The organism is Arthrobacter sp. TMS2-4 (genome assembly GCF_054511075.1).
The window spans coordinates 145,487-167,857 of sequence record NZ_JBTNDI010000006.1 but is presented as its reverse complement, the minus strand read 5'-3'; the positions used below and the strand labels follow the sequence as shown (position 1 = coordinate 167,857).

General features: G+C 69.4%; 24 protein-coding genes and 1 pseudogene. 16 read left to right on the top strand and 9 right to left on the bottom strand.

Features of this window, described 5'->3' with window-relative positions; all coding sequences use genetic code 11:
* Nucleotides 1–7: 7 nt before the first annotated feature.
* From ACX80F_RS10165 to ACX80F_RS10150, 4 genes are all read left to right on the top strand, one after another.
* Complete coding sequence (locus tag ACX80F_RS10165; RefSeq protein WP_459336267.1) at nt 8–991, top strand: aldo/keto reductase; 984 nt, start codon at nt 8–10, stop codon at nt 989–991.
* A 131-nt stretch (nt 992–1,122) separates the two neighbouring features.
* Entirely contained in the window at nt 1,123–1,377 is a 255-nt protein-coding gene (locus ACX80F_RS10160) for a hypothetical protein (protein ID WP_459336266.1), read from the top strand.
* Between the two features lie 15 nt (nt 1,378–1,392).
* A complete protein-coding gene (locus ACX80F_RS10155) occupies nt 1,393–2,310 on the top strand; it encodes an FHA domain-containing protein (protein ID WP_459336265.1) in 918 nt (305 codons plus the stop codon).
* A gap of 54 nt (nt 2,311–2,364) precedes the next feature.
* Nucleotides 2,365–2,931, top strand: coding sequence for a 2'-5' RNA ligase family protein (locus ACX80F_RS10150; protein ID WP_459336264.1), 567 nt, complete (start codon nt 2,365–2,367; stop codon nt 2,929–2,931).
* A 66-nt stretch (nt 2,932–2,997) separates the two neighbouring features.
* Here ACX80F_RS10150 and ACX80F_RS10145 read toward each other — a convergent pair whose 3' ends face one another.
* From ACX80F_RS10145 to purB, 6 genes and pseudogenes are all read right to left on the bottom strand, one after another.
* The gene (locus tag ACX80F_RS10145) at nt 2,998–3,951 is read right to left on the bottom strand and encodes a D-2-hydroxyacid dehydrogenase family protein (RefSeq protein WP_459336263.1); all 954 of its coding nucleotides are present in this window, start codon (nt 3,949–3,951) and stop codon (nt 2,998–3,000) included.
* Nucleotides 3,952–4,043: 92 nt separating this feature from the next.
* Nucleotides 4,044–4,526, bottom strand: a complete 483-nt coding sequence (rraA, locus tag ACX80F_RS10140) for a ribonuclease E activity regulator RraA (protein ID WP_459336262.1) — start codon at nt 4,524–4,526, stop codon at nt 4,044–4,046.
* Between the two features lie 52 nt (nt 4,527–4,578).
* A pseudogene (locus ACX80F_RS10135) lies at nt 4,579–4,767 on the bottom strand (universal stress protein); the annotation flags it as partial.
* Nucleotides 4,768–5,130: 363 nt separating this feature from the next.
* Complete coding sequence (locus tag ACX80F_RS10130; RefSeq protein ID WP_459336261.1) at nt 5,131–6,573, bottom strand: lipase maturation factor family protein; 1,443 nt, start codon at nt 6,571–6,573, stop codon at nt 5,131–5,133.
* A gap of 69 nt (nt 6,574–6,642) precedes the next feature.
* Nucleotides 6,643–7,527, bottom strand: coding sequence for an endonuclease/exonuclease/phosphatase family protein (locus ACX80F_RS10125; protein WP_459336260.1), 885 nt, complete (start codon nt 7,525–7,527; stop codon nt 6,643–6,645).
* 60 nt (nt 7,528–7,587) lie between these two features.
* Nucleotides 7,588–9,018: an adenylosuccinate lyase gene (gene purB / locus ACX80F_RS10120; protein ID WP_459336259.1), complete on the bottom strand. Its 1,431-nt coding sequence runs from the start codon at nt 9,016–9,018 to the stop codon at nt 7,588–7,590.
* A 195-nt stretch (nt 9,019–9,213) separates the two neighbouring features.
* On the opposite strand from purB, the gene ACX80F_RS10115 reads away from it, so the two are divergent.
* The 7 genes from ACX80F_RS10115 to ACX80F_RS10085 all read left to right on the top strand — a co-directional run bounded on the left by ACX80F_RS10115 (nt 9,214) and on the right by ACX80F_RS10085 (nt 15,970).
* Nucleotides 9,214–9,453, top strand: a complete 240-nt coding sequence (locus tag ACX80F_RS10115; protein WP_459336258.1) for a WXG100 family type VII secretion target — start codon at nt 9,214–9,216, stop codon at nt 9,451–9,453.
* Between the two features lie 11 nt (nt 9,454–9,464).
* Complete coding sequence (locus tag ACX80F_RS10110; RefSeq protein ID WP_459336257.1) at nt 9,465–10,769, top strand: hypothetical protein; 1,305 nt, start codon at nt 9,465–9,467, stop codon at nt 10,767–10,769.
* On the top strand, nt 10,766–11,914 hold the full coding sequence (locus ACX80F_RS10105) for a histidinol-phosphate transaminase (protein ID WP_459336256.1): 1,149 nt from the start codon (nt 10,766–10,768) through the stop codon (nt 11,912–11,914). The genes ACX80F_RS10110 and ACX80F_RS10105 overlap by 4 nt, the downstream gene beginning before the upstream one ends.
* A 144-nt stretch (nt 11,915–12,058) precedes the next feature.
* Nucleotides 12,059–13,273: a pyruvate dehydrogenase (acetyl-transferring) E1 component subunit alpha gene (gene pdhA, locus ACX80F_RS10100; RefSeq protein ID WP_459336255.1), complete on the top strand. Its 1,215-nt coding sequence runs from the start codon at nt 12,059–12,061 to the stop codon at nt 13,271–13,273.
* Nucleotides 13,273–14,247, top strand: a complete 975-nt coding sequence (locus ACX80F_RS10095) for an alpha-ketoacid dehydrogenase subunit beta (RefSeq protein WP_459336254.1) — start codon at nt 13,273–13,275, stop codon at nt 14,245–14,247. The genes pdhA and ACX80F_RS10095 overlap by 1 nt, the downstream gene beginning before the upstream one ends.
* Nucleotides 14,248–14,256: 9 nt before the next feature.
* The gene (locus ACX80F_RS10090) at nt 14,257–15,735 is read left to right on the top strand and encodes a dihydrolipoamide acetyltransferase family protein (RefSeq protein WP_459336253.1); all 1,479 of its coding nucleotides are present in this window, start codon (nt 14,257–14,259) and stop codon (nt 15,733–15,735) included.
* Nucleotides 15,736–15,745: 10 nt separating this feature from the next.
* On the top strand, nt 15,746–15,970 hold the full coding sequence (locus tag ACX80F_RS10085) for a hypothetical protein (RefSeq protein ID WP_459336252.1): 225 nt from the start codon (nt 15,746–15,748) through the stop codon (nt 15,968–15,970).
* Between the two features lie 18 nt (nt 15,971–15,988).
* Here the strand turns inward: ACX80F_RS10085 and ACX80F_RS10080 are convergent, their stop codons facing one another.
* Both ACX80F_RS10080 and ACX80F_RS10075 read right to left on the bottom strand, forming a co-directional pair.
* Nucleotides 15,989–17,281 carry an aminotransferase-like domain-containing protein gene (locus tag ACX80F_RS10080; protein ID WP_459336251.1) on the bottom strand — a complete coding sequence of 431 codons (1,293 nt, stop codon included), beginning with the start codon at nt 17,279–17,281 and terminating at the stop codon, nt 15,989–15,991.
* 62 nt (nt 17,282–17,343) lie between these two features.
* On the bottom strand, nt 17,344–18,312 hold the full coding sequence (locus ACX80F_RS10075; protein ID WP_459336250.1) for a helix-turn-helix transcriptional regulator: 969 nt from the start codon (nt 18,310–18,312) through the stop codon (nt 17,344–17,346).
* A 371-nt stretch (nt 18,313–18,683) separates the two neighbouring features.
* Between ACX80F_RS10075 and ACX80F_RS10070 the strand changes: the two genes are divergently transcribed.
* The 3 genes from ACX80F_RS10070 to ACX80F_RS10060 all read left to right on the top strand — a co-directional run bounded on the left by ACX80F_RS10070 (nt 18,684) and on the right by ACX80F_RS10060 (nt 20,104).
* Complete coding sequence (locus ACX80F_RS10070; protein WP_459336249.1) at nt 18,684–18,824, top strand: hypothetical protein; 141 nt, start codon at nt 18,684–18,686, stop codon at nt 18,822–18,824.
* 81 nt (nt 18,825–18,905) lie between these two features.
* A complete protein-coding gene (locus ACX80F_RS10065) occupies nt 18,906–19,880 on the top strand; it encodes a lantibiotic dehydratase C-terminal domain-containing protein (protein ID WP_459336248.1) in 975 nt (324 codons plus the stop codon).
* Between the two features lie 32 nt (nt 19,881–19,912).
* Nucleotides 19,913–20,104 (top strand): hypothetical protein, encoded by a 192-nt coding sequence (locus ACX80F_RS10060; protein ID WP_459336247.1) that lies wholly within the window; start codon nt 19,913–19,915, stop codon nt 20,102–20,104.
* Between the two features lie 75 nt (nt 20,105–20,179).
* Here ACX80F_RS10060 and ACX80F_RS10055 read toward each other — a convergent pair whose 3' ends face one another.
* On the bottom strand, nt 20,180–20,740 hold the full coding sequence (locus ACX80F_RS10055) for an NAD(P)H-dependent oxidoreductase (RefSeq protein WP_459336246.1): 561 nt from the start codon (nt 20,738–20,740) through the stop codon (nt 20,180–20,182).
* A gap of 113 nt (nt 20,741–20,853) precedes the next feature.
* Here ACX80F_RS10055 and ACX80F_RS10050 point away from each other — a divergent pair, with 113 nt between their 5' ends.
* Both ACX80F_RS10050 and ACX80F_RS10045 read left to right on the top strand, forming a co-directional pair.
* Entirely contained in the window at nt 20,854–21,483 is a 630-nt protein-coding gene (locus ACX80F_RS10050; RefSeq protein WP_459336245.1) for a TetR/AcrR family transcriptional regulator, read from the top strand.
* Between the two features lie 69 nt (nt 21,484–21,552).
* The gene (locus tag ACX80F_RS10045) at nt 21,553–22,359 is read left to right on the top strand and encodes a GAF and ANTAR domain-containing protein (protein ID WP_459336244.1); all 807 of its coding nucleotides are present in this window, start codon (nt 21,553–21,555) and stop codon (nt 22,357–22,359) included.
* Nucleotides 22,360–22,371: the final 12 nt, after the last annotated feature.

Sequence of the window (22,371 nt, the reverse complement as noted above, 5' to 3'; positions counted from 1 at the left end):
CGGAAGCATGGAACAGAGAACTCTTGGAAGAACCGGCCGCCCCGTCTCCGTCGTCGGTCTCGGCACCTGGCAGCTCGGCGCGGACTGGGGCGAGGTGGAGGACAAGGACGCCGTCGCCGTCCTCGAGGCGGCGGTCGAAGCCGGCGTGACCTTCTTCGACACCGCGGACGTCTACGGCGACGGACGGAGCGAATCGACCATCGGGTCCTTCCTCAGGAACAACCCCGACCTCGACGTCCTCGTCGGTACGAAGATGGGCCGCCGCGTCGAGCAGACCCCCGAGAACTACACGCTGGCCAACTTCCGCCAGTGGATCGACCGGTCGCGGACCAACCTCGGCGTCGACGCCCTGGACCTCGTCCAGCTCCACTGCCCGCCGACCGCCGTCTACAGCTCCGACGAGGTCTACGACGCCCTCGACACCCTCGTCGACGAGGGCGCCATCAGGAACTACGGCGTCAGCGTGGAGCGTACCGACGAGGCGCTCGCGGCCATCGCGCGCGGCACCACGGCCAGCGTGCAGATCATCCTGAACGCGTTCCGCCTCAAGCCGCTCGACGAGGTCCTGCCCGCTGCACAGGCCGCCGGTGTCGGGATCATCGCACGCGTCCCGCTGGCCTCCGGCCTCCTGTCCGGCAAGTACACGACGGACACCGCCTTCGCCGACGACGATCACCGCACCTACAACCGCGACGGCGCCGCGTTCGACGTCGGGGAGACCTTCTCGGGCGTCGACTACGCGACCGGCGTCGAGGCCGCCCGCGAATTCGCGGACCTGGTGCCCGACGGCGTGACGACGGCCCAGGCGGCCCTCGCCTGGATCGTCGCCCAGGAAGGAGTCAGCACCGTGATCCCCGGGGCCCGCAACCCGGAGCAGGCCAGGGCCAATGCGGCCGCGGCGGGGCACAAGGATGTCGGCGCCGGGATGAACGACGCCGTGGCTGACATCTACGACCGCCGGTTCCGGGCTGCCGTGCACCCACGCTGGTGAACCGCCGTGCGGAACCCACCCCACCGCGGGCGGGTTCCGCACGGCCGGACGCTCGGCTAGGGTGGGCGGTATCACGTCAGACGGAGTTAGAGGACGTCTGTCATTGTTGAATTACCGACGAAGGAATCGACATGACCGAAAACACCTCAGGCGTCAATGCGGGCGAATCACACACCATCCGCGACTGGACGGACCTCGCGGAAGAGATGTGGGCCTACCTGACCGGGCGCGGCGCCGCGATCAACTACACGCTGGAAGACATGACCATCGAGGTCCCGCGCGACATCGGCCCCGACGCCCCCCGCGCCACCTGGAAGTTCAACGGAACCCTGCGGATCACGACGAGCGACAACGCATCCGGCGGCTCCGACCCGCACACCAGCTGACGCGCCCCGCGCATCATGGCCTCAGCACTCAGGTTCGACATTGACATCGATTTCTCGCTGGGGGAGCCGGCCATCGACGGGAAGCCTGAAGCAGGGCTTTCCGGCACCGTGAAGGCGGCCGGCTCCACCGTCGAGATCTTCGTCGACAACCCCGGCTCCTTCCGCGGCGACAACCTCCCTAGCCTCGGGCAGGTGCGGGACGTCGCCCGGCAGCTGGCGCAGCGCGACCTCGCGGTCTCGGTCTCCGGACCCAAAGGACTGCTGGTGAGCATCGGAGCCGTAAAGACCTCCCTGGCCCAGCGGCTCATCACGCGCTCTCCCCATATCCGCCTCGGCTCACCAGGTACGCTCGCGCCCCTGCTCGGGGTCGGCCGTCGCGTCCTCGAGAAGGGCGATGCGCCATCGCTCATCCCCCCGTCCACGCCGTTCCCGCTCGTCCCGACGGTGAACCGACGGATCCGCCGCACCATCACGACGACCCATTACGAGCGGGGGTCGGGGCGCCCGCGCCTCATCTTCGTGCAGAACTCGTCGACGTGGTCCGGTCAGGTGCCGCGCGAGTTCGAGCTGGTCGCCGAACGCACCACGATCGGCAGCGGCGAGGACGCGATGCTCAGGCTCACCGGCCTCGACGACCTGCACGCCGAGGTGCTCCACACGGAGGACGACGAGTACCTGCTGGTGCCGCACGGCGTCATCACGGGCAGCGTCAACGCCCGGGAACCGTCCATCCTTCGGACGGGTGCCCGCATCCAGTTCGGGGGGTGGGCGCTCGCGTTCTTCCGGGAGGAGTACGCCGACCACGGACGGCCGTTCGGCGGCCGCAGCGGCGGCGAACTCGCCTACCAGCGTCCGCAGCGCAACCCCCGGACGGGAGTCACGGAGGTGGACGGTTCCGCCGGGGTCGGGGACTTCCGACGGAAGCGTCGCTGACCCCGGTGCGGCAGGGAGACCGACGGGCGGGACGTGGAGGAGGACCGGTGCGGCATGGCCGATAGCGTCGAACTCCTGCTGGACCCGCCCTCGGAACTCGTCCTGCTCGAGGACTGGGCCGTGCTCGAGGCCGCGGGGCTTCCGAACCAGTCGCGCCACCAGTCCTTCAGCAACAGCCCGCACGTCACCCTCGCGGCGGCCGGGCGGATCGACGACCGCTACGACGCCCTCCTCGCGGACGCCGCGCAGGACGGCCCCACCGATCTAGCCACCGCCGGGTTCCTCGTCTTCCCGACCCGGCGGAAGTACGTACTCGCCCGGCAGGTCGTCGCCGCCGACGACCTGACCGCCCTGCACCACCGGATCTGGACCGCCCTGGACGGCGTCGACGAGCCGGTGCCCACGACCGTCCCCGGGACCTGGACCCCGCACATCACCCTCGGGCATGGACTGACGGCCGACCAGCTGGCCGCCGCCCTCGGCATCCTGCGGGACCGCGCTCCCGAACGTCTCCGCGCCGGCGCCGTCCGCCGGTGGGACGCGCACGGGAAACGGCTCATCCTGCTCGGGGGCGGCGACGAGGCACCGGCCGCAGCGTCAGGAGATGTCGGCGCGCAGTGAGACCGAGTGGGCCGACATCCTGCCGCGCCGTGCAGCATCCCGGCGGTATCGCCGGTCGAGGCGTCGTCAGAGGACCCTCAGAGGAGTCCCCTGCAACCAGGCACGGATGTCCTCGAACGCTTCCCGGTAGTACCTCTCGTAGCTCTCCTTGGTGCCGTACCCGAGGTGAGGGGTGAGGACCGTGCGGGGCGACGTCGCCCACCTGTTGTCGGGCGGAAGCGGTTCCTCGTTGAACACGTCAAGACCTGCTCCGGCAATCCGACCGGTTTCGAGCGCGTCGAGAAGGGCTTCCTCGTCCACGAGGGGCCCCCGTGCGGTGTTGATGAGGTAGCCGTCCGGTCCGAGAAGGCGAAGTTCCTCCGCGCCGATGATGTTCCGTGAACGCTCGGAGAGCCGGACATGCACGCTCACCACATCGGACTCACGGAAAAGGTCCTCCTTGGTGACCAGCCGTGCTCCTGCTGCCTCGGCACTGTCAGCTGTGAGATTGGGGCTCCATGCGACGACGTTCATCTCGAAGGCTGGTGCATACCGGGTGACGATGCGTCCGATGCGACCCAGGCCCAGGACTCCGAGGGTTCTCCCCGACAGCTCGAGTCCCACGCTCTGCTGCCATCGGCCCGCGCGCAGGTTCCGGTCCTCGGCCGGGATGTTCCGAAGCAGCGCCATGAGCAACGCCCACGTGAGCTCGGGTGCCGCTGCCGCGGATCCGCCTGTTCCGCGGACCTCGATGCCGAGGTCGTGGGCAGCGGCAAGGTCGATGGAACTGTTGGCCATGCCGGTCGTCACGAGGAGTCTCAGGTTGGGCAGGCGTTCGAGGACCGTACGCGGGAATGCAGTGCGTTCCCGCATCACGACGAGGATCTCGTATCCCGCGAACTCCTGCACGACGTCGTCATCTGATCCGAAGTGCTGCGAGTAGTTGGTGACTTCTACCCCGTGGTCGACCAGCTCGTGCCAGGGGGCGAACCACCCGGCGACCGATTGGTAGTCGTCAAGGATCGCGAGGCGCAGGGCCATGGGTGTTCCTCCTCGTGGCGCATGGGCATGTCGGTGACGTCTGTGCCGGTTGGCCGATGGAGCAGTTCGTGCGTGGAGTCTTCGCTGTCCGGTCAGGAGGCAAGCCCGGGCGCTCCCACGAGGATTCCGTCATCATCGCTCCACAGCGTGTGCCCGGGGGAGAAGGTCACACCGCCGAAGCTGACGTCCACATCGACCTCGCCCACCCCATCCTTCGAGCTCTTGCGGGGGTTGGTACCCAGGGCCTTGATGCCGAGTTCCAGCCCTGCCAGTGCTTCCGAATCGCGAACGACTCCGTTGACCACCAGGCCTGCCCAGCCGTTGCTGACGGCACTGCCGGCAATGAGGTCACCGACGAGGGCACTACTCAGCGAGCCATTGCCATCGATCACCAAGACACAACCGTTGCCCGGTCCGGCGAGTGTCTGTTTGACGAGTCCGTTGTCACGCTCGCACCGAATCGTCCGGATCGGTCCCGCGAACCGGCGTTTGCCGCCCATCTGGCGCATCTGAAGGTCGCAGCTGTCGACGGCATCAGCATGGTCGTCGACGAGGTCTGCTGTTGTGAAGTCCATGTTTGGTTCCTTCGCTCGATCCGGAGGGTTGACGCAGTTCGTCCTGTCGCACTCAGTCCTGTCGGACTTTGACGGCCAGCACATCACACGTCGCCTGGAGGAGGATGCGCTGGGCCGTGCTTCCCATGATCATCTTGCCCACGGGAGTGCGTTTCCGCAGTCCGATGACGATGAGGTCCGCCCGTTGTTCCTCGGCGGCCGTCAGGACTTCCTCTGCCGCGTCGTGACCGCGCAGGGGCTGGACCAGCTCGAAGCTGATCCCATTGCTGAGGGTGCGACCGCCTCCACAGTCTGGCGATCGGGGGCCACACCAGGATGAGCAGGATGATGACGTAGGTGCCGACGGCGATGGGCTAACTCCACAGCCCGGAGATGTCACCGGCGCTCAGCGGCCCCGGAACTCGACGTCATCGTCATCAGCGCGGCACGGGAGGTCGAAACCGCAAGGCCCTCCGGGGAGGCGTGGGCCAACGTCGCCTGAGATGAGCCGGACAGGGCTTCACATCCCTGACGAGGACAGGCGAGGAAGAGGGGCAACCGAAGCAGCTTCGGGCTGCACAGCGGGCCTGGGAGAACAGCCGGTCGATGACATGACGGCCCGGGTTCAGGAGATGTCGGCGCGCAGTGAGGCCGGGTGGACCAGGACGCCCTGTGGTTCGCGGATCCACCACAGCCCGGTGGCCCGCTTCTCCTCCCGGGTGGAGAAGCGGTAGATGAAGATCCGGGCACGCACGTAGCGGGGCGGTTCGCCGTCGAAGGGGTCTGTGCGGAGCAGCTTCAGGATCAGCGGGTCCGCCTGCAGGAGCTTGATCAGGAAGGGTGTGAACCAACCACGCTCCGACCCCAGGGCGAGGAACCACATCATCCAGTCCAGCCGCAGGTGGTAGGGGGCGAACTGGCGCGGCATCCGCGCCGGGTCTCCGGGTTTGCCCCTGAACTCGTACTCGCGCCAGCGCGCGCCGGGGCCCACCGCGTCGAGCGTCCCCTCCACGACCACCTCGTACCGCACCTTCGTCACGCTCCCGAACGCCCCGTAGGCGTTGCCGAGGTGCCACCGGTTGAAGCTCGCGTTCATGAGCTGCCGGCGCGCGAACAGGTTCAGCAGCGCCGGCCAGCTCAGACAGGCGAGGCCCAGCATCGCGAGGGTGACGACGACGCTCATGTACAAGGGCGTCGCCCGGTAGGTGTCGGACAGGTCGAGCGCCGGGAGCGCTGCCGCGTAGAAGGAATTGGGTACCGCGGAGAAGACCAGGATGATCGTCAGGATGTTGAGCCAGGCGAAGTTGCCGGAGAGCACCAGCCAGGCCTGGGTGACGATGATGACCAGCGCGGCGAAGCCCGCCACCGGCTGCGGTGTGAAGAGCAGGAACGGGACGGCCAGCTGTGTGACGTGGTTGCCCGCCACCTCCATGCGGTGCAGCGGCTTCGGCAGCAGGTGGAAGAACCGGCTGGCCGGGTTCGGCATGGGCTGGGTCTCGTGGTGGTAGTACAGGGCGGTCAGGTCCCGCCAGGAGCGGTCGCCGCGCATCTTGATCATCCCGGCCCCGAATTCGAGCCGGAAGACGAGCCACCGAATCATCAGCAGCACCAGGAACGGTGGCGCGATCTCCGTCGACCCGAGGAACGCGACGATGAAGCCCGCCTCCAGCAGGAGGCTCTCCCAGCCGAACCCGTAGAACGCCTGACCCACGTTCACGATGGACAGGTACAGCCACCAGACGAGGAGGAACGCGCTCAGGGGCACCCACGGCGGTCCGGCCTGCGGGACGCCGAGCACGAGCAGCGCGGAGAGTGCCACGCCCGTCCACGCGACGACGCGCAACCGGCGGTCGGAGTAGCCACGGTGGAAGAGTGACGGGCCGGCGCGCCGGCCGGCCCGTGCAAGGAACGCGTGGACCGGAAGAAGGCCCCTCTCACCGAGGAGGGCGGGGAACTGGGCGACGGCGGACAGGAACGCGACGAGGTAGACGGCCGCGACGCCGCGCTGCGCGATCTGCCGCCCGACCTCGTAGTCCTCTGCGGTGAGGACGGCAGCGATCCATTCCATCATCACAGCGTCCGGCGACGCGGACGGAGCGTCAAGGGCGTCCGGCCCGCGGGGCTGCGGGACCGGGGCCTAACGGGCCGGGTGGGCGTCGCCTTGCTCGTGCCGGCGGCGCGGGAGATCGACGAGGGCCTGGACGGCCGCGTGGTCGCTGGGGTACCTGCCGTCCAGGGTGGACGTGTTCACCGCCACCTGGCGGACCAGCACGTCCGGGGTGGTGAGGATCCAGTCGATCCGGGCTCCACCGTCCACGGGACGGCCATAGCGGGGAAAGGTGCCGTAAGCGGGCGTGAGGCGCTCGTCCGCCCGGGTCCAGGTATCGACGAGGACGTCCGAGTCGAGGAAGCTCCGGTACGCGGACGATCCGGCGTCGGAGTTGAAGTCACCCATCACGATGGTGGGCAGTCCCGGGCGGAAGAACCTCACGAGGTCGAGCACCGCAGCGACGCTGCGCATCCGCGCGTGCTCGGACTCGTGGTCGAAATGCGTGTTCACGAGCAGGATCTCCCGGTCGGATCCGCTGTCGTGGAAACGGCCCCATGTCACGATGCGCGTGACGCCGTTGCCCCAGGTGGACGAACCGATGAGTTTCGGGCTGTCCGAGAGCCAGAACTGGTCCCATTCGATGAGCCGCAGCCGCTCCGCGTCGTAGAAGATGGCGGCGTACTCGCCACGGCTCCCACCGTCCCTTCCGGCCCCGATCATGCGGTAGCTCGGCGGCAGGGCCGCCTGGATCACCTGCAGCTGGTGATGAAGGGCCTCCTGGACCCCGAGAACGGCCGGGACCTCCCGGCGCAGCAGGTCCTGCAGGGGAGCAATGCGGTCCGGCCAGTAGTCCACCTCGTCGGGCCGCGTGGCCGGGCGGTCGTACCGGATGTTGAAACTCATGACGTGGAGATAGGAGCGGCTGGCCCCGATCAGGGCGGGGGACGACGGTGGTGCGGGTGTTCGAGGCATGAGACCTTCCGATGCGGCACGTGCGAGGCGGCTGCTGCCCGGCGCTACGCCGGTGTCCGGTCAGCGCAGGTGGTCCACGAGGTCCGCGGCGATCCCCGTGTAGCGGGCGGGGGTCAGGGCGAGGAGCCGCTGCTCGGCCTCCGCGCTGAGCCCGAGGCCACTGACGAACTCGCGCATGCGGCCGGCGTCCACGCGTTGCCCGCGGGTCAGGTCCTTGAGCCGCTCGTACGGGTCGTCGAGGCCGGGCACGCCGGCGATGGCCTCGGCGCGCATGACCATCTGCACGGCCTCCCCGAGGACCTCCCAGTTGCCGTCGAGGTCCGCCGCGAGGACCTCCTCGGCGACGTCGAGCCGGGCGAGGCCCTTCGCGACGTTCGAGATGGCCAGCAGGGAGTGCCCGAGGGCGACGCCGATGTTGCGCTGGCTCGACGAGTCCGTCAGGTCGCGCTGCCAACGGGAGGTCACGAGCGTCGATGCCAGGACGTCGAGCAGGCCGGAGGAGATCTCCAGGTTGGCTTCCGCGTTCTCGAAGCGGATCGGATTGACCTTGTGCGGCATGGTCGAGGACCCGGTGGCGCCCGCCACCGGGATCTGGGCGAAGTAGCCGATGGAGATGTAGCTCCACACGTCCGTGCAGAAGTTGTGGAGGATCCGGTTGAAGCGGGCGACGTCGGAGTACAGCTCCGCCTGCCAGTCGTGCGATTCGATCTGGGTGGTGAGGGGGTTCCAGGTCAGGCCGAGGCCCTCCACGAAGGACCGCGCGACGTGCTGCCAGTCCGCCTGCGGGGCGGACGCGTAGTGCGCGGCGTACGTGCCGGTGGCCCCGTTGATCTTCCCGAGGAACTCCGTGGCCGTGATGCGGTCGAGCTGCCGCGTCAGGCGGTGCGCGACGACGGCCATCTCCTTCCCCAGCGTGGTGGGGGTGGCGGGCTGGCCGTGCGTGCGCGAGAGCATGGGGGTGTCCCGTGCGGTGCGTGCCAGCTCCGCGATCGACGCGACGAGCGCCCGCGCGGCCGGCAGCCAGACCTCCAGGACGGCGCCCTTCACGCAGAGGGCGTAGGAGAGATTGTTGATGTCCTCCGACGTGCAGCCGAAGTGGACCAGGGGCTTCAGGTGGCCGATCCCGATCCCGTCGAGCCGCCGCCCGATGAAGTACTCCACCGCCTTGACGTCGTGCACGGTGACGGCCTCGATCTCGCCGAGCTCCGCCACGGACTCCGCGTCGAAGGACGTGACGATCTCGCGCAGCCGTGCCTCCTGGTCGGCGTCGAGGGGGTTCGTCCCGGGCAGGACGGCGTGCCGTGTCAGGTGGATCAGCCATTCGACCTCGACGTGGACGCGGTCCCGGTTGAGCGCCGGCTCCGAGAGGAAGTCGACGAGTGGGGCGACGGCCTCGCGATACCGGCCGTCGAGCGGGCCGAGCGTCAGGGAAGCCCGCTCCCCTCGGGACAGAGCAGCGAATTCAACCCGGGGGAGCGCGGAGTCAGCCATTCCTCCATCCTTTCACGGCGTCGACGGCGGGTGTCACTTTCGCTTCCTGTCCACATACCGGCCCCGCGGCCCGGACGGCTTTCTCGCGCTCCTAGCGTTGACGGACGAACAGGGAAGGGGAGTGGAATGGCTGGCGGGATGCATCGCGAAGCGTCATCCGGGGCGGGGGTGGTCGTGGGTGCCGAGATATCCGCGATGGCCGCCCGTCTCGGCCGGCATGCGGGGCAGCTGGGAGATGTCCGCAGGCACGCCCTGTCGGTGGGCCTGCTCTCCTGGGAATCACCCGCGGGCACCAACTTCCGTGCCTACCTCGCGGAACGCTGCGAGGAACTGGGCCGCACCGTGGACCTGCTCGAGGATGCCGCCCGCGAACTGGGGGTCCTGGCCAGCCTGGTGCGCGACGCCGAGGAATGGCAGCGCGGGGCGGGGCTGTGACGGACGGGGCAGTGACGGACGGGGCTGTGACGGACGGGCTGCGCCCCGTCCTGGGCGACGACGGTCGGATGGTCGTCCGCGGCGGCGTCGGTGGGATCCGCTTCCAGTGGGAGGAGCTGGAGGACGCCGCCCGCGTGCTGGCGCTGCTCGCCGCGGACACGGAGGATGTCGCCGTCGGCCTCGCGTTCCTGAACCGCGACGTCAGTGAACTCCCGTGGCGGATGCTGCACCTCCACCTTCCCGGCGGCGTGGCCGGATCCCCGTACCAGGCAGCCCGGGAGCAGCTCCACACGGCCTGGAGTGCTTGTCTGGCGAACGCCCGCGCGCTCGCTGCCACGGAGGCGCGGCTCCGCGCCGGCCTCTTCGCCTACCGCCTGGCCGACGACGTCGCGCTCGCCGCGACCGAAGCCGCGCGCCGGGCGTCCGAGGGCGCGGCCCGGAACCTCGCGCAGGTGGCGCTCGACTCCGGTGTCCTGGCCGTCGGCCCTGTCGACCTGAAGGCTGTCGAGGCGGGAGCGGCCGTGCGGTTCGACGGCACTGTCAGCGGCGTGCTGGAACGGCTGGCCGCAGTGGAAGGGGACGAGCCCGGGACCTTCGAGGTGCTGAGGTCAGGGACGGAGGAGGACCCGGTCTACGTCGTCGTCCTGCCCGGCACGCAGGCGGCGAGCCCCGCTGGTCGGGCGGGGAGCAATCCCTTCGACGCGGCGGGCATCGCCGAAGCCCTGGCGGAGGACAGCCGCTTCACCGAGGAGGCCGTCCTGCAGGCCCTCGAACGGGCCGGCGCGCGGACGGGGGACGCCCTCGTGGTCTCGGGCTACAGCCAGGGCGGCCTGCACGCGGTCAATCTCGCGGAGTCGGACGGTGTGGGCGACCGCTACGACATCCGCCTGGTCGTGACCGTGGGCTCGCCCACGGGATGGTCCGGGACCGGCGCGACGGAGTACCTTCACCTGGAACACCTGGCGGACATCGTCCCGGGCCTCGACTCCGCACCGAACAGCGACGGCCGCCATCGGACCACCGTCACCCTGGCCACCCCGGTGCCGGAGCTGGGTGTGCGGAGCGACGGCTCCACCGAACCGTGGGGCCTCGGTCCCGCCCACAAACTGGGGAGCTATGCGCTGGGCGCCCGTCTCGTCGACGCGGGCGACGCACCGTCGCTCGCGCCCGCATCCGCACTGCTGGCCACCGCCGGAGCCGGCGGCACGGCACGCCGCTACTCCTTCGCGGCCACCCGTCGACCGCCCGCCGGCGGCACTCCACCGTCCGGGAGCACGCGCCGGGAGACCGACAGCCGGTCTAGGCTATGGCCATGACTTCGATCGAGGACCGTCCTGCACCACCGTCAGGCCCTGCGGCCGCAGCACCCGAGGCAGCCGGGATCCGCCCGCGCGGAGTCCTCGGGAGACTTCCGCGCTACGCGGCCGGGAAGCCGCCCGCTGTGGTCGAGGGGCTGGAGAGCTTCAAGCTGTCCTCGAACGAGAATCCGCTGCCGCCCCTTCCCGCGGTCCTCGCCGCGATCGCCTCCGAGACCTCGATCAACCGGTACCCCGATCCGATGACGACGGCGCTGCGGACCGAACTCGCGGGCTATCTCGGGGTTCCCGCCACGGACATCGTCACGGGTGCGGGCAGCCTCGGCGCCCTGAACCAGGTCCTGGCGACCTTCGCGGGACAGAACGACTTCGACGCACCCGACGAGGTGATCTACGCGTGGCGCTCCTTCGAGGCCTATCCGATCTGCGTGGGCCTTGCGGGGGCTGCGGGCGTGCAGGTACCGGTGCGGGAGGACGGCACCCACGACCTGGACGCCATGGCAGCCGCCGTCACCGACCGCACGCGCGTCGTCATGCTGTGTACACCCAACAACCCCACCGGGCCCATCCTCACGAGGGACGAGGTGACGGGCTTCCTGGCGAAGGTGCCGCCGCACGTGGTGGTGGTCATCGACGAGGCGTACCAGGAGTTCGTGCGGCGTCCGGACGCGGTCGACGGCATCGAGCTGTACCGTGACCACGAGAACGTGATCGTGCTGCGAACCTTCTCCAAGGCCCACGGCCTCGCCGGCCTCCGCGTGGGCTATTCGGTCTCCCAGCAGGTCCTCACCGAGCACCTGCGCGTCAGTGCCGTCCCGTTCGCCGTCTCGCAGATCGCCGAGCACGCGGCGGTGACGTCGCTGCACCACATCGGGGAGGTCGAGGCCCGCGTCCAGTCGATCGTCGACGAGCGGACCCGCGTCGTCGAGGGGCTGCGTGAGCTGGGCTGGCGCATCCCGGAGGCCGAGGGCAACTTCGTCTGGCTGGCGCTCGGTGATCACGCCCAGGACTTCGCGGCGAAGGCGGGGGAGCGGGCCCTGTCCGTGCGGGCCTTCGGCTCGGAGGGTGTCCGTGTCTCGATCGGCGAGGAGGCAGCCAACACCCGGTTCCTCGAGTTGTGCCGCGAATACACACATCGACCCTGACTGCGCGGGGCAGACACAAAATAGGCCCTTCGGCCCGCCCTGACTAGTCTTGATCACGGTGTGCCGGGATCATATGTTTTCCCGTGTATGACTTACGAAAAACATTCCCTTGATGGAATGTAGTGCGTCATGTGAGGAGCGAGTATGAGCGGCAGTCGTGTGCCTGCAGCGGAGTTCGAGGTCGAGGAGGTCCTGCGCGCCGCCCACTCCGCGACCGGCGACGGGCAGGAGGCCGCGGTGGACATGCTGCAGGTCCTCGCCCCTGACGGGACGATGGCCGGCGGCCTGACGGCGGAGATCGCCGGCGAGGCCGTCGACCTCGCGCCCTACCTCGCCGCGGATCCCGCCCACCTGCGATCGCTCTACCGGGAGATGTTCCTGGTCCGGCGCTTCGACCAGGAGTCCACCGCCCTGCAGCGTCAGGGGCAGCTGGCGCTCTGGGTGCCCCTGACGGGCCAGGAAGCCGCGCAGATCGGCTCCGGACGCGCCCTGCAGCCCCAGGACTACGCCTTTCCCACCTACCGGGAGCACGGTGTCGCCCTGACCCGGGGCGTCGAGCCGGCGGAGATCCTCCGCCTCTTCCGGGGCGTGACGAACGGCGGGTGGGATCCGCGCAAGCGGAGCTTCCACCTCTACACGCTCGTCCTCGCGGCGCAGTCCCTGCACGCCGTCGGATACGCGATGGGCATCCAGCGGGACCAGCTCGCCGATCCCTCGCTTCCGAAAGCCGCCTCCGTCGCCTACTTCGGGGACGGCGCAAGCTCCGAGGGAGACATCCACGAGTCCATGGTGTTCGCGGCTTCCTTCGATGCGCCCGTGGTGTTCTTCTGCCAGAACAACCAGTGGGCCATCTCCGTCCCCGCGGCCGTCCAGACGAGGGTGCCCCTCGCGCGGCGCGCCGAGGGATACGGATTCCCGGGCGTCCGCGTGGACGGCAACGACGTCGTCGCCGTGGAAGCCGTCACACGCTGGGCCCTCGATCACGCCAGGTCCGGGAAGGGTCCCGTCCTCATCGAGGCCTACACCTACCGGATGAGCGCGCACACGACGGCTGACGACCCCACGAAGTACCGGCTGTCCGGCGACGAGCAGGAGTGGCAGCCGCGCGATCCGCTGGTCCGCCTGGAGGCCCACCTGCGCTCGCAGGGCCTGGCCGACGATGCGTTCTTCGAGGAGCTCACCGCCGAGGCCCGGGCCATGGCCGCGGATCTCCGCGACGCCGTGCTGGCCATGACGGTGCCGGACCTGGAGAGCCGCTTCGCGGCCGTGTACGCGGAGCCGCACCCGCTGGTGCAGGAGGAGCTCCGCTTCTTCCAGCAGTACGAAGCCGGGTTCGCCGACGATGGGAACCATGCCTGATGGTGACGATGACCATCGCGAAGGCGATCAACGAGGGGCTCCGCGCCTCCCTCACGCACGATCCGAAGACGCTGCTCATGGGCGAGGACATCGGTGAGCTCGGAGGTGTCTATCGGGTGACGGACGGCCTCAAGAGGGACTTCGGGTCGATGCGCGTCGTCGACTCCCCGCTCGCCGAATCGGGCATCATCGGCACCGCGATCGGGCTCGCCCTCCGCGGCTACCGGCCCGTCTGCGAGATCCAGTTCGACGGCTTCGTCTTCCCCGGGTTCAACCAGATCACCACCCAGCTGGCCAAGCTGCGCACGCGCAGCGACGGCATGCTGAGTGCTCCCGTGGTGATCCGGATCCCCTACGGCGGTGGTATCGGCAGCGTCGAGCACCACTCGGAGTCGCCGGAGGCTCTCTTCGCGCATACCGCAGGGCTCCGGATCATCACGCCCTCCAACCCGCAGGACGCCTACTGGATGATCCAGCAGGCGGTCGACTGCGAGGACCCTGTCATCGTGTTCGAGCCGAAACGCCGCTACTGGCTCAAGGGCGAGGTGGACACCTCGGCGCCTGCCGGTGACCCGTTCTCCGCCCATGTCCTGCGCACGGGCACGGACGCGACCGTCGTCGCCTACGGACCGCTGGTACCGGTCGCCCTCGCCGCAGCGGCGGCGGCGGAGGAGGACGGACGCAGCGTCGAGGTGATCGACCTGCGCTCCATCTCGCCGATCGACTTCGACACCGTCACCGAATCGGTGACCCGCACCGGTCGCCTGATCGTCGCCCACGAGGCGCCGACGTTCGGCGGGATCGGCGGGGAGATCGCGGCCCGGGTCTCGGAACGCGCGTTCCTCTCGCTCGAGGCCCCCGTCATCCGGGTCGGCGGGTTCCACATGCCCTACCCCGTAGCCCGCGTGGAGGAGCACTACCTGCCGGACATCGACCGCATCCTCGAGGCACTCGACCGTGCCTTCGCGTACTGAAGGACCAACATGACGCTCAAGACGTTCAACCTGCCCGACGTCGGTGAAGGCCTCACCGAGGCAGAGATCGTGCAGTGGAAGGTGGCTCCCGGGGCGCCGGTCGAGGTCAACGACATCATCTGCGAGATCGAGACCGCCAAGTCGCTCGTGGAACTGTCCTCCCCCTTCTCCGGAACCGTGTCCGAACTGCTCGTCGCGGAGGGCGAGACCGTCGAGGTCGGCACGCCGATCTTCGCCGTCGACGACGCCGTCACCCGGGCCGGGGACGGGGACGGCAGTGCGTCGACCCCGTCCGCCGTAGCCGACGACGGGCCGGTCCCCGCGCCCGAGATGCCCGGGGAGCTCGCCGGCGTGCAGCAGGACGGCGTCGATACCACCGCGCCCGGGGCAGCGGACCCCGAGCCCACGCCCGGTCCGCTGGTAGGAACCGGACCGAAGGCCGACGCCGTGAAGCGCCGGCCGCGCAGGACGCCGGCCGCGCACACGACACTCCCCGCGCCAGAGGTAGCACCAGCCGCCGCGCCGACGGTCTCCGGCGCACCGACCGGGGAGAGCCCGGACCGGCCCGTCGCGGCGCCCGGCCGGACCAACCCACTGAACCAGCTCATCACCCGCGTCCTCGCGAAGCCGCCGGTCCGAAAAGCCGCACGGGACCTCGGGATCAATCTCGCGGATGTCCCGGCCACAGGCTCCGCGGGCGAGGTCACCAAGCATGACCTCATGAGCTATCAGTCCCAGCGCGAGGCCGAGCAGGACGGCGCGGACTCCTTCTGGTCGGACCGCAAGATCCTCGGGGGCGGCCGCATCGAACGCATTCCGGTCAAGGGCGTGCGCAAGGCGACCGCGAAAGCCATGGTGCAGAGTGCATTCACGGCACCGCACGTGAGCATCTTCGTGGATGTCGACGCCTCCCGGACCATGGAGTTCGTGAAGCGGCTCAAGGCGTCCCGGGACTTCGAGGGCATCCGGGTCTCGCCGCTGCTGATCCTGGCGAAGGCGGTCATCTGGGCTGCGGCGCGGAACCCGTCCGTCAACGCGACCTGGGCCGAGGACGAGATCCTCGTGAAGCACTTCATGAACCTCGGAATCGCTGCCGCGACACCGCGAGGACTCATGGTCCCGAACATCAAGGACGCGCAGGACCTCTCGCTGAAGGAGTTGGCCCTCGCGCTCAACGACCTGGCGACGACGGCCCGGGCCGGCAGGACCCAGCCGGCCCAGATGCAGGGCGGGACGCTGACGATCACCAACATCGGGGCGCTGGGGATCGACACCGGTACGCCCATCATCAATCCGGGTGAGGTGGCGATCGTGGCATTCGGCACGATCAAGCAGAAGCCCTGGGTGCTCGACGGCGAGGTGATCCCGCGCTGGATCACCACGCTCGGCGGATCCTTCGACCACCGCGTGGTGGACGGCGACCTGAGCGCACGCTTCATGGCCGATGTCGCGTCCATCCTCGAGGAGCCGGCACTCCTGCTGGACTAGGGTGGGGGCCATGGACCAGCAGCTACCCGGCGGGGAACCGCGCAGGAGCCCGCGCGCCCGCTACCCCCTGAGCCGGCTCCTGCTCGTGGTGTTCATCGGTTTCCTCGCGTCGAGCGTCCTGCAGTGGATCTTCCCCGATCTCGGCGCCGTGGCACGGCTGTCGATCCTCGTGATCGTCGCCGCCCTCATCTCCCTCGCCGTGACGTTCCGCCAGCAGAGGCGCCCGCCCCGGTAGGCCCACCCGGGCCGTGGCCTACCTGTTCTGCTCGATCGCCTCGCGCAGGATGGGCGCCAGGCGACGGACACCCTCGACGATGTCCTCCGGGGAGACGGCACTGAAGGCCAGCCGGAGCTTGTTCGACGGCTCGTCCGAGGGCGTGAACGCGGCGCCGGGGATGAAGACGACGCCGGCATCGATCGCCGTGTAGAGCAGGGGGTAGGTGTCGATGCCCTCCGGGAGGGTCACCCACACGAAGAAGCCGCCGTCCGGGGTGGTCCAGTGGACGCCGTCCGGGAACTCCTCGGCGAGCGCGCCCAGCATGGCGTCGCACCGCTCGCGGTAGAGGCTGCGCATCGAGCCCAGGTGCCCCCGCCAGTCGTACTCGGTGAGGTAGGCGCTCACGAGCATCTGGGTGAGCGGGGAGGGGCACAGCACCACGGCCTCGCAGGCGAGGTAGAACCGGCGGTAGAGGTGTCTGGGCACCAGGGCCCAGCCGAGCCGCACACCGGGCGCGAAGATCTTCGAGAACGAGCCGAGGTAGATGACGTCGTCGGGGTTGTCCGCGCGCATGGGCTTCAACGGCTCACCGTCGAAGCGCAGCATGCCGTAGGGGTTGTCCTCGAGGACGAGGATGTTGTGGTCGCGGCAGATGTCGACGACCCGCTGGCGGCGATCGGCGGCCATCGTGATGCCGCTCGGGTTGTTGAAGCTGGGGATCGTGTACAGCAGCTTGATGGATCGTCCCTGCGACTCGAGGTCGGTGATGACGCGCTCGAGCTCGTCCGGGATGAGCCCGGCGCCGTCCATCGGGATGGTGACGACGTCGACCTCGTACGCCTCGAAGGTGTTGAGGGCGCCCACGTAGGTGGGGTCCTCGCAGAGGATCACGTCCCCGGGATCGCAGAAGACCTTCGCCGCGACGTCCTGCGCGGACTGCGAGCCCGTGGTGATCACGATGTCTTCGGGACTCGCACCCTCGATGCCCTCGGCCGCCATCACGTCGCAGACGAGCCGCCGGAGCTCGTCCATGCCCTGGCCGCCGCCGTACTGCAGCGCCTCGAGCCCGTGCTCGGCGATGATCGTCTGGGCGGTGCGGCCGAGGTCCTCGAGGGGCAGGGACTTCAGGTACGGGCTCCCGCCCGCGAGGGACACGAGGCCCGGGCGGATGGAGATGTCGAAGACGTCGCGGACCGCCGACTGCTTGATGTTGGCGGCGCGCAGCGAGAAGAGCCGGTCATGGCGCGCGGCGGAATCGACGGCGCGTTCGAGGGCTGCTTCGGTTTCTGCGGGCAGGAAATCGGTCGGGGTTTCGCTGGAGGACGTCACGCCCAGAGTCTAGGCGGGGTGTTCACCCTCAGGCAACAGGTGTTGCCGGAGGTGAAAATACCTCAGATCCAGCCGGCGTCGCGTGCTTTCAGGGCTGCCTGGAAGCGGCTGTCCGCCCGCAGCGTCTCCAGCATCCACGCGATATGGCGGCGGCAGGTCCGCACGTTGATGTCCAGGCGCCGCGCGATCGACTCGTCGGACAGCCCGTTCGCGAGGCCCTGGAGGATGGAGCGCTGCAGCGCGCTCAGGGGTGACCCCACCTCCTGCGGGCAGAGGAACGATTCGCTGAGCTCCCATGCGATGTCGAACAGGTGCGTGAAGATGTTGATCAGGCTGTGGTCCCTGATGACCAGGGCGGCCTTGTCATCCCGCGTGAGCTGACGGCCCACCAGGGCCAGCTTCTCGTCGAAGATGAGCATCCGCAGGGGGATGAACGGAAGGACGCCGAACTCCCCGCCCCCCGCGGCGATCGCCCCGACCGCCTTGCGGGTCGGGACGTGGTCGCGCGTACTGATGTCGTACAGGGTGCGGCGCCGGACCCCGTGCCCCAGGAGCTCGAGATCCTTCCGGACGCTCTCCTCGTGGACGTCCGCCGTGGACCCCTGGCCGGGCTGGGCGATGTAGACCTTTTCCGTGACGTCGCGCCCGTAATCGATGAGGACCCGGTGGATGAGGTGCGGGTCCTCGAGGGTCTCCACCGACGTGCTGTCCAGGACGTGCTTGCGGGCGTCGAGGAAGGTGGGCAGCAGGCTGGACAGTTCACGCCGTTGGGCACTGATGCGCGCCTTGAGCTCCTGCATCTCGCGTTCGTCCGCGTCGACCAGGTCGGCGAGGGCGACATCAGGGGAGACCGCGATGAGCCCGTCCGAGCTGCCGGCCTGCGGGCTGAGCAGCCGGCGGTCGGACAGCTCGCCGACGGCGTCGTCGATACGGCGCAGCGTCAGCCCGAGGGCCTCGGAGGCCTCGGAGCGCGTCCAGCCTGGGTGTCCGACGGCGTACCGGTACACCTCGAGCGACGTCGCACCCAGCATGAGAGCTCCTTGTCCCGACCGCTTGCCCCAGCGGTGAAATCGCGTGCAAAAAACATGACATGTCCAGTTAATGACAGAGCCGGGAAGCAGGCAATCCGGTCCGCCCGGGAGCCCCGGTTTCCCCGGGATTCCGCGGCTTCAGGGCCGGAATGCCGGTGATCCGGATCCTGGCGGAGCGCCCCCGCGTCCTGATCGCGCCATGTCCGCAAACGGCCACTCCTACTGCTGGACACTACCCGCCGATGACGGACATTCTGATGAGGCCGGTTCACCGGAGGTCCCGAGGGGGCCTTCCGCAATGGATCGGGCACTGCCGATCGGCAGTGTGGGGACAGCTCGACCACCCGGGACACGGGCAAGGAAGGATCGCCATGAAAAAGGTATTCGGCGCAACTGCAGGCCTGTTGATCGTCGTGGGAGCTGTCCTGCCGGCAGGCCAGACCATCAGCGCAGCTAGTTGGGACTGGCCGAAGGGTCAGCCGACAGCGAGCAGCTGGGACTGGCCGAAATAGGAGGAGCCCCGGGCCGATGCCCGGAAGGCACCCCGGAGCCCGCCCCAGCGGGGATGATCGCAGACCCTGAAGGAGAGAGCCATGAGCCAGTTGACCGCCGTTCGTACCGCCTCACGGACAGCTCTCAGCACTCAGTGGTGGCATCTCTCCCTCTCGACGGGTGGCTTCGATGCAGCGGACGGCATCATCGAAGAACTGGTCACCCCGCTGGTGGCGCAGGCCCAGGCGCTCGGCGCCAAGCGCTGGTACTTCACGCGGTACGAGGACCCGTCGACGGGCATCGTGGGCCAGATCAAACTCAGCATCCACGCCCACCCAAGAGTCCTGGAGCCCCTGCGCACCTTCCAGCGGTCGCTCCAGGCGCGCAACGCGAGAAGCATGCCCCGGCTGGTGGTCCGTCAGCACTTCACCGCTCCCACCGGCAACACCTACTACTCCGGCGGCCGCGAGATGGCCGACCCGCAGCTCGAGGCCAACCTCGTCAAATATGGCGGGGTCGAGGGCCTGCACCTCGCCGAAGAGGTCTTCGAACTCGGGTCGGAACTCGCGCTCTGGGCCAACCACCGTTTCCCCCGCATGCAGAGCCGTTCGGCGCTCGGGGCCTTGATCCTCTTCGACTCCGCGCAGAGCATGATGCGCGGCCCCCGCTCCGCAGGATGGCCGGACCGGCGGCGACTCTCGTGGGACTTCTACTGGGACAGCCACCTCCGCACGTGCACGGCCGACGTCGGCCCGCGTGCCCCGGGGGTCCGCGAGGCGATGACCGCGCAGGTCGCTGCGAAGGCGCCCGGCTTCCACGCCCTCATGGCCGCCACGGCATCCGAATCCGCGGTGCAGAACTGGCGACGGCGCTGGTTCCGCGCACTCGACACCTACCTCTACCGGGCGGACAGGGTGCGCGTCAGCCGCAGCGCCCAGCACCTGACCGTGTATCAGGCGCACATGACGCTGAACCGCCTCGGCTTCGTCGCCCGCGAGGAGGCGGCATTGGGCCTGTACGCCCGGAGCTGGAAGCCGCTGGCCCTCCCGGCCCGCGCCTCGCGCACCGCTCCGTAACCCGGCCCGCCCATCGACCGAAGGACTGCACCATGAACGCAAGGGACACCATCGTGCTGGCCCGGGACGACGCCGACCTCTCCGCGGCCCTCGGCTGTTCGTCGGAGGAGGTCGAGGCGATGCAGAACGACGGCGTCCTCGCGCCGCAGGGCCAGCTCTGGGAGATCGGGCCGGCGCGGGACTACCTGAGGGATGCCGCCTGGGCGGACAGCCTCTGGCACTGAGGGGCCCCAGCAGGGACACGACAGGACGCCGGTGCGCGATGCGCCGACGTCCTGTCGTCTTCGGGGTGCGTCAGGTCAGGCCGCGACAGGGGTGGCTGCGCCGGCGAGGGCCAACAGCACGCCGGTGACGAGGCCGGAGACCTCGGCGTCGTCCTTCGGGTGGATCTCGGCGAAGCGCGTGATCGAGCTGCCGATGGAGAGCCTGGCGTCGTCGAGCACCGTGGCGCCGGCGACACCGAGGGCGCGGCGGGCCTCGTCGTGGGCCCACACCCCGCCGTACTGGCCGAACGCGGACCCGATCACGGCGGAGGGCTTGCCCGAGAGGGCGCCGGCGCCGTAGGGGCGCGAGAGCCAGTCGATGGCGTTCTTCAGCACCGCGGGCATGCTGCCGTTGTACTCGGGGGAGACGAGCAGGACGGCGTCAGCGTCGGCTGCCGCGGCGCGCAGGGCGTCGGCGGCCTGGGGGCGGTCGGCGTCGTTGTCGATGTCCTCGTTGTAGAACGGGATGTCGTTCAGGGCATCGAACGTGACGACGTCGACTGACTCGGGGGCGTGAGCAGCGGCGGCCTCCGCGAGCCGGCGGTTGATGGACCCTTCGCGCAGGCTGCCGATGAGGGTGAGGATCGTGGTGGACATGGTTTCTCCCAAGTACTCTGGGGCCTTTCGGCCGGGCGTTCGGTACTACGACAAGCGCTTCTCCCTCGTCAAGCGGACTGCGGTCCGTTTTATTCCGCCGCTATACTTGCGGCATGCAGGGCGAGGATGTGCTCCGGGTCACCGGCGACGACGGAGAGCGGACCGACGCGGCCCGCAACCGCCGTCTCATCCTCGAGGCCGCGGCCGAGATCGTCGCGACCTGCGGCCCCGACCGCTTGACCACGGACGCCGTGGCGCGACGCGCGGGGGTGGGCAAGGGCACCGTCTTCCGGAGGTTCGGCAACAGGGCAGGCCTCATGCAGGCGCTCGCGGACGAGGCCGGGCGATCCTTCCAGCACGCCTTCATGGCCGGCCCTCCTCCCCTGGGCCCGGGGGCGCCACCGCTCGAGCGGCTGATCGCCTTCGGCGATGCGAGCATCGAGCGCATGCGACTCGACGGGCAGATCCTCCGGGCGGCCGAGCAGCGGGGCGGCCCGGACCTCGACCACCCGACGCAGCAGCTCACGCGCCTGCACCTGTCCGTCCTGTTGCGTGGCCTGCAGGTGCCGGATCCGGAGCTGGGCGCGTACCAGCTGTCCGCGTTCCTCAATGCGGGACTGCTGCTGTACCTGCAGGAGCACCGGGGCATGTCGAACGCCCGCCTGGCCGCGTCGTGGCGTGTGCTCGTCTCCGCCCTGGCGGCGGACGCCGATCACAGCCGTACCGCGTCCGGGCCCTTGTAGACTGGCAAGTGCCGGTGTCCGCCGGCGGTCGAGCGAATCTGGGGGAGCGTGGAGGAGGTGTCCGAGGAGATGTCCGACTCCCGTGAGGCCGTCGACAACGAGACCGCGCCCGACCTGCGCCTCCATGTCGTGGCCGACGTCGTCGATCCCCTTCCGTCCGAGGCGGCCGCCGCGCGGCTCCAGGACCTGCTCGTGGACCACCCGGACGTCCAGTCTTTCCTGCAGGAACTGGCAGAGTTCACCGCCGAGACGCTCGGCACGGACGGTGACACCTACTGCGGCATCACCCTGCAGCGCTCCGCCCACGAGCAGTTCACCGTCGGCAGCAGCGGGGCGAAGGCCAGGGCCATGGACGAGGTGCAGTACGACCACGATGACGGCCCGTGCCTGCATGCCCTGCGCGTGCAGGACGAGGTGTTCATCGCCGATGCCCGCGCCGAGGCGCGCTGGCCGGAGTTCATGGAACACATCACGCGGAACGGGGTCGGTGCCATGTTCTGCCTGCCTCTGGACCTCGAGGGGCAGGCCCGGGCGGCCCTCAACCTGTACGCCGAGGATGCCTCAGTGTTCACCGAGGACTACCGGCGGGTGGCCCGCGCCTTCGCGGTCCAGGCGTCGCGGGCCCTGAAGCTCTCCGTGCGCGTGGCGCAGCATGCCGCGACCGCGGAGGACCTTCATGCCGTGCTGCAGACGCGCACCGAGATCGACCTCGCCGTCGGGATCATCATGGGCCAGGACAACTGCTCGCAGAAGGACGCGTTCGACAAGATGCGCCGGGCCTCGAACTCCCGCAACGTGAAGCTCCGCGTGCTCGCTGCGGGGATGGTCGCCGGGCTGAACGGCATCGTGCCCCGCGCCCACTTCGACCCGTCCTGACGCACATGGGTC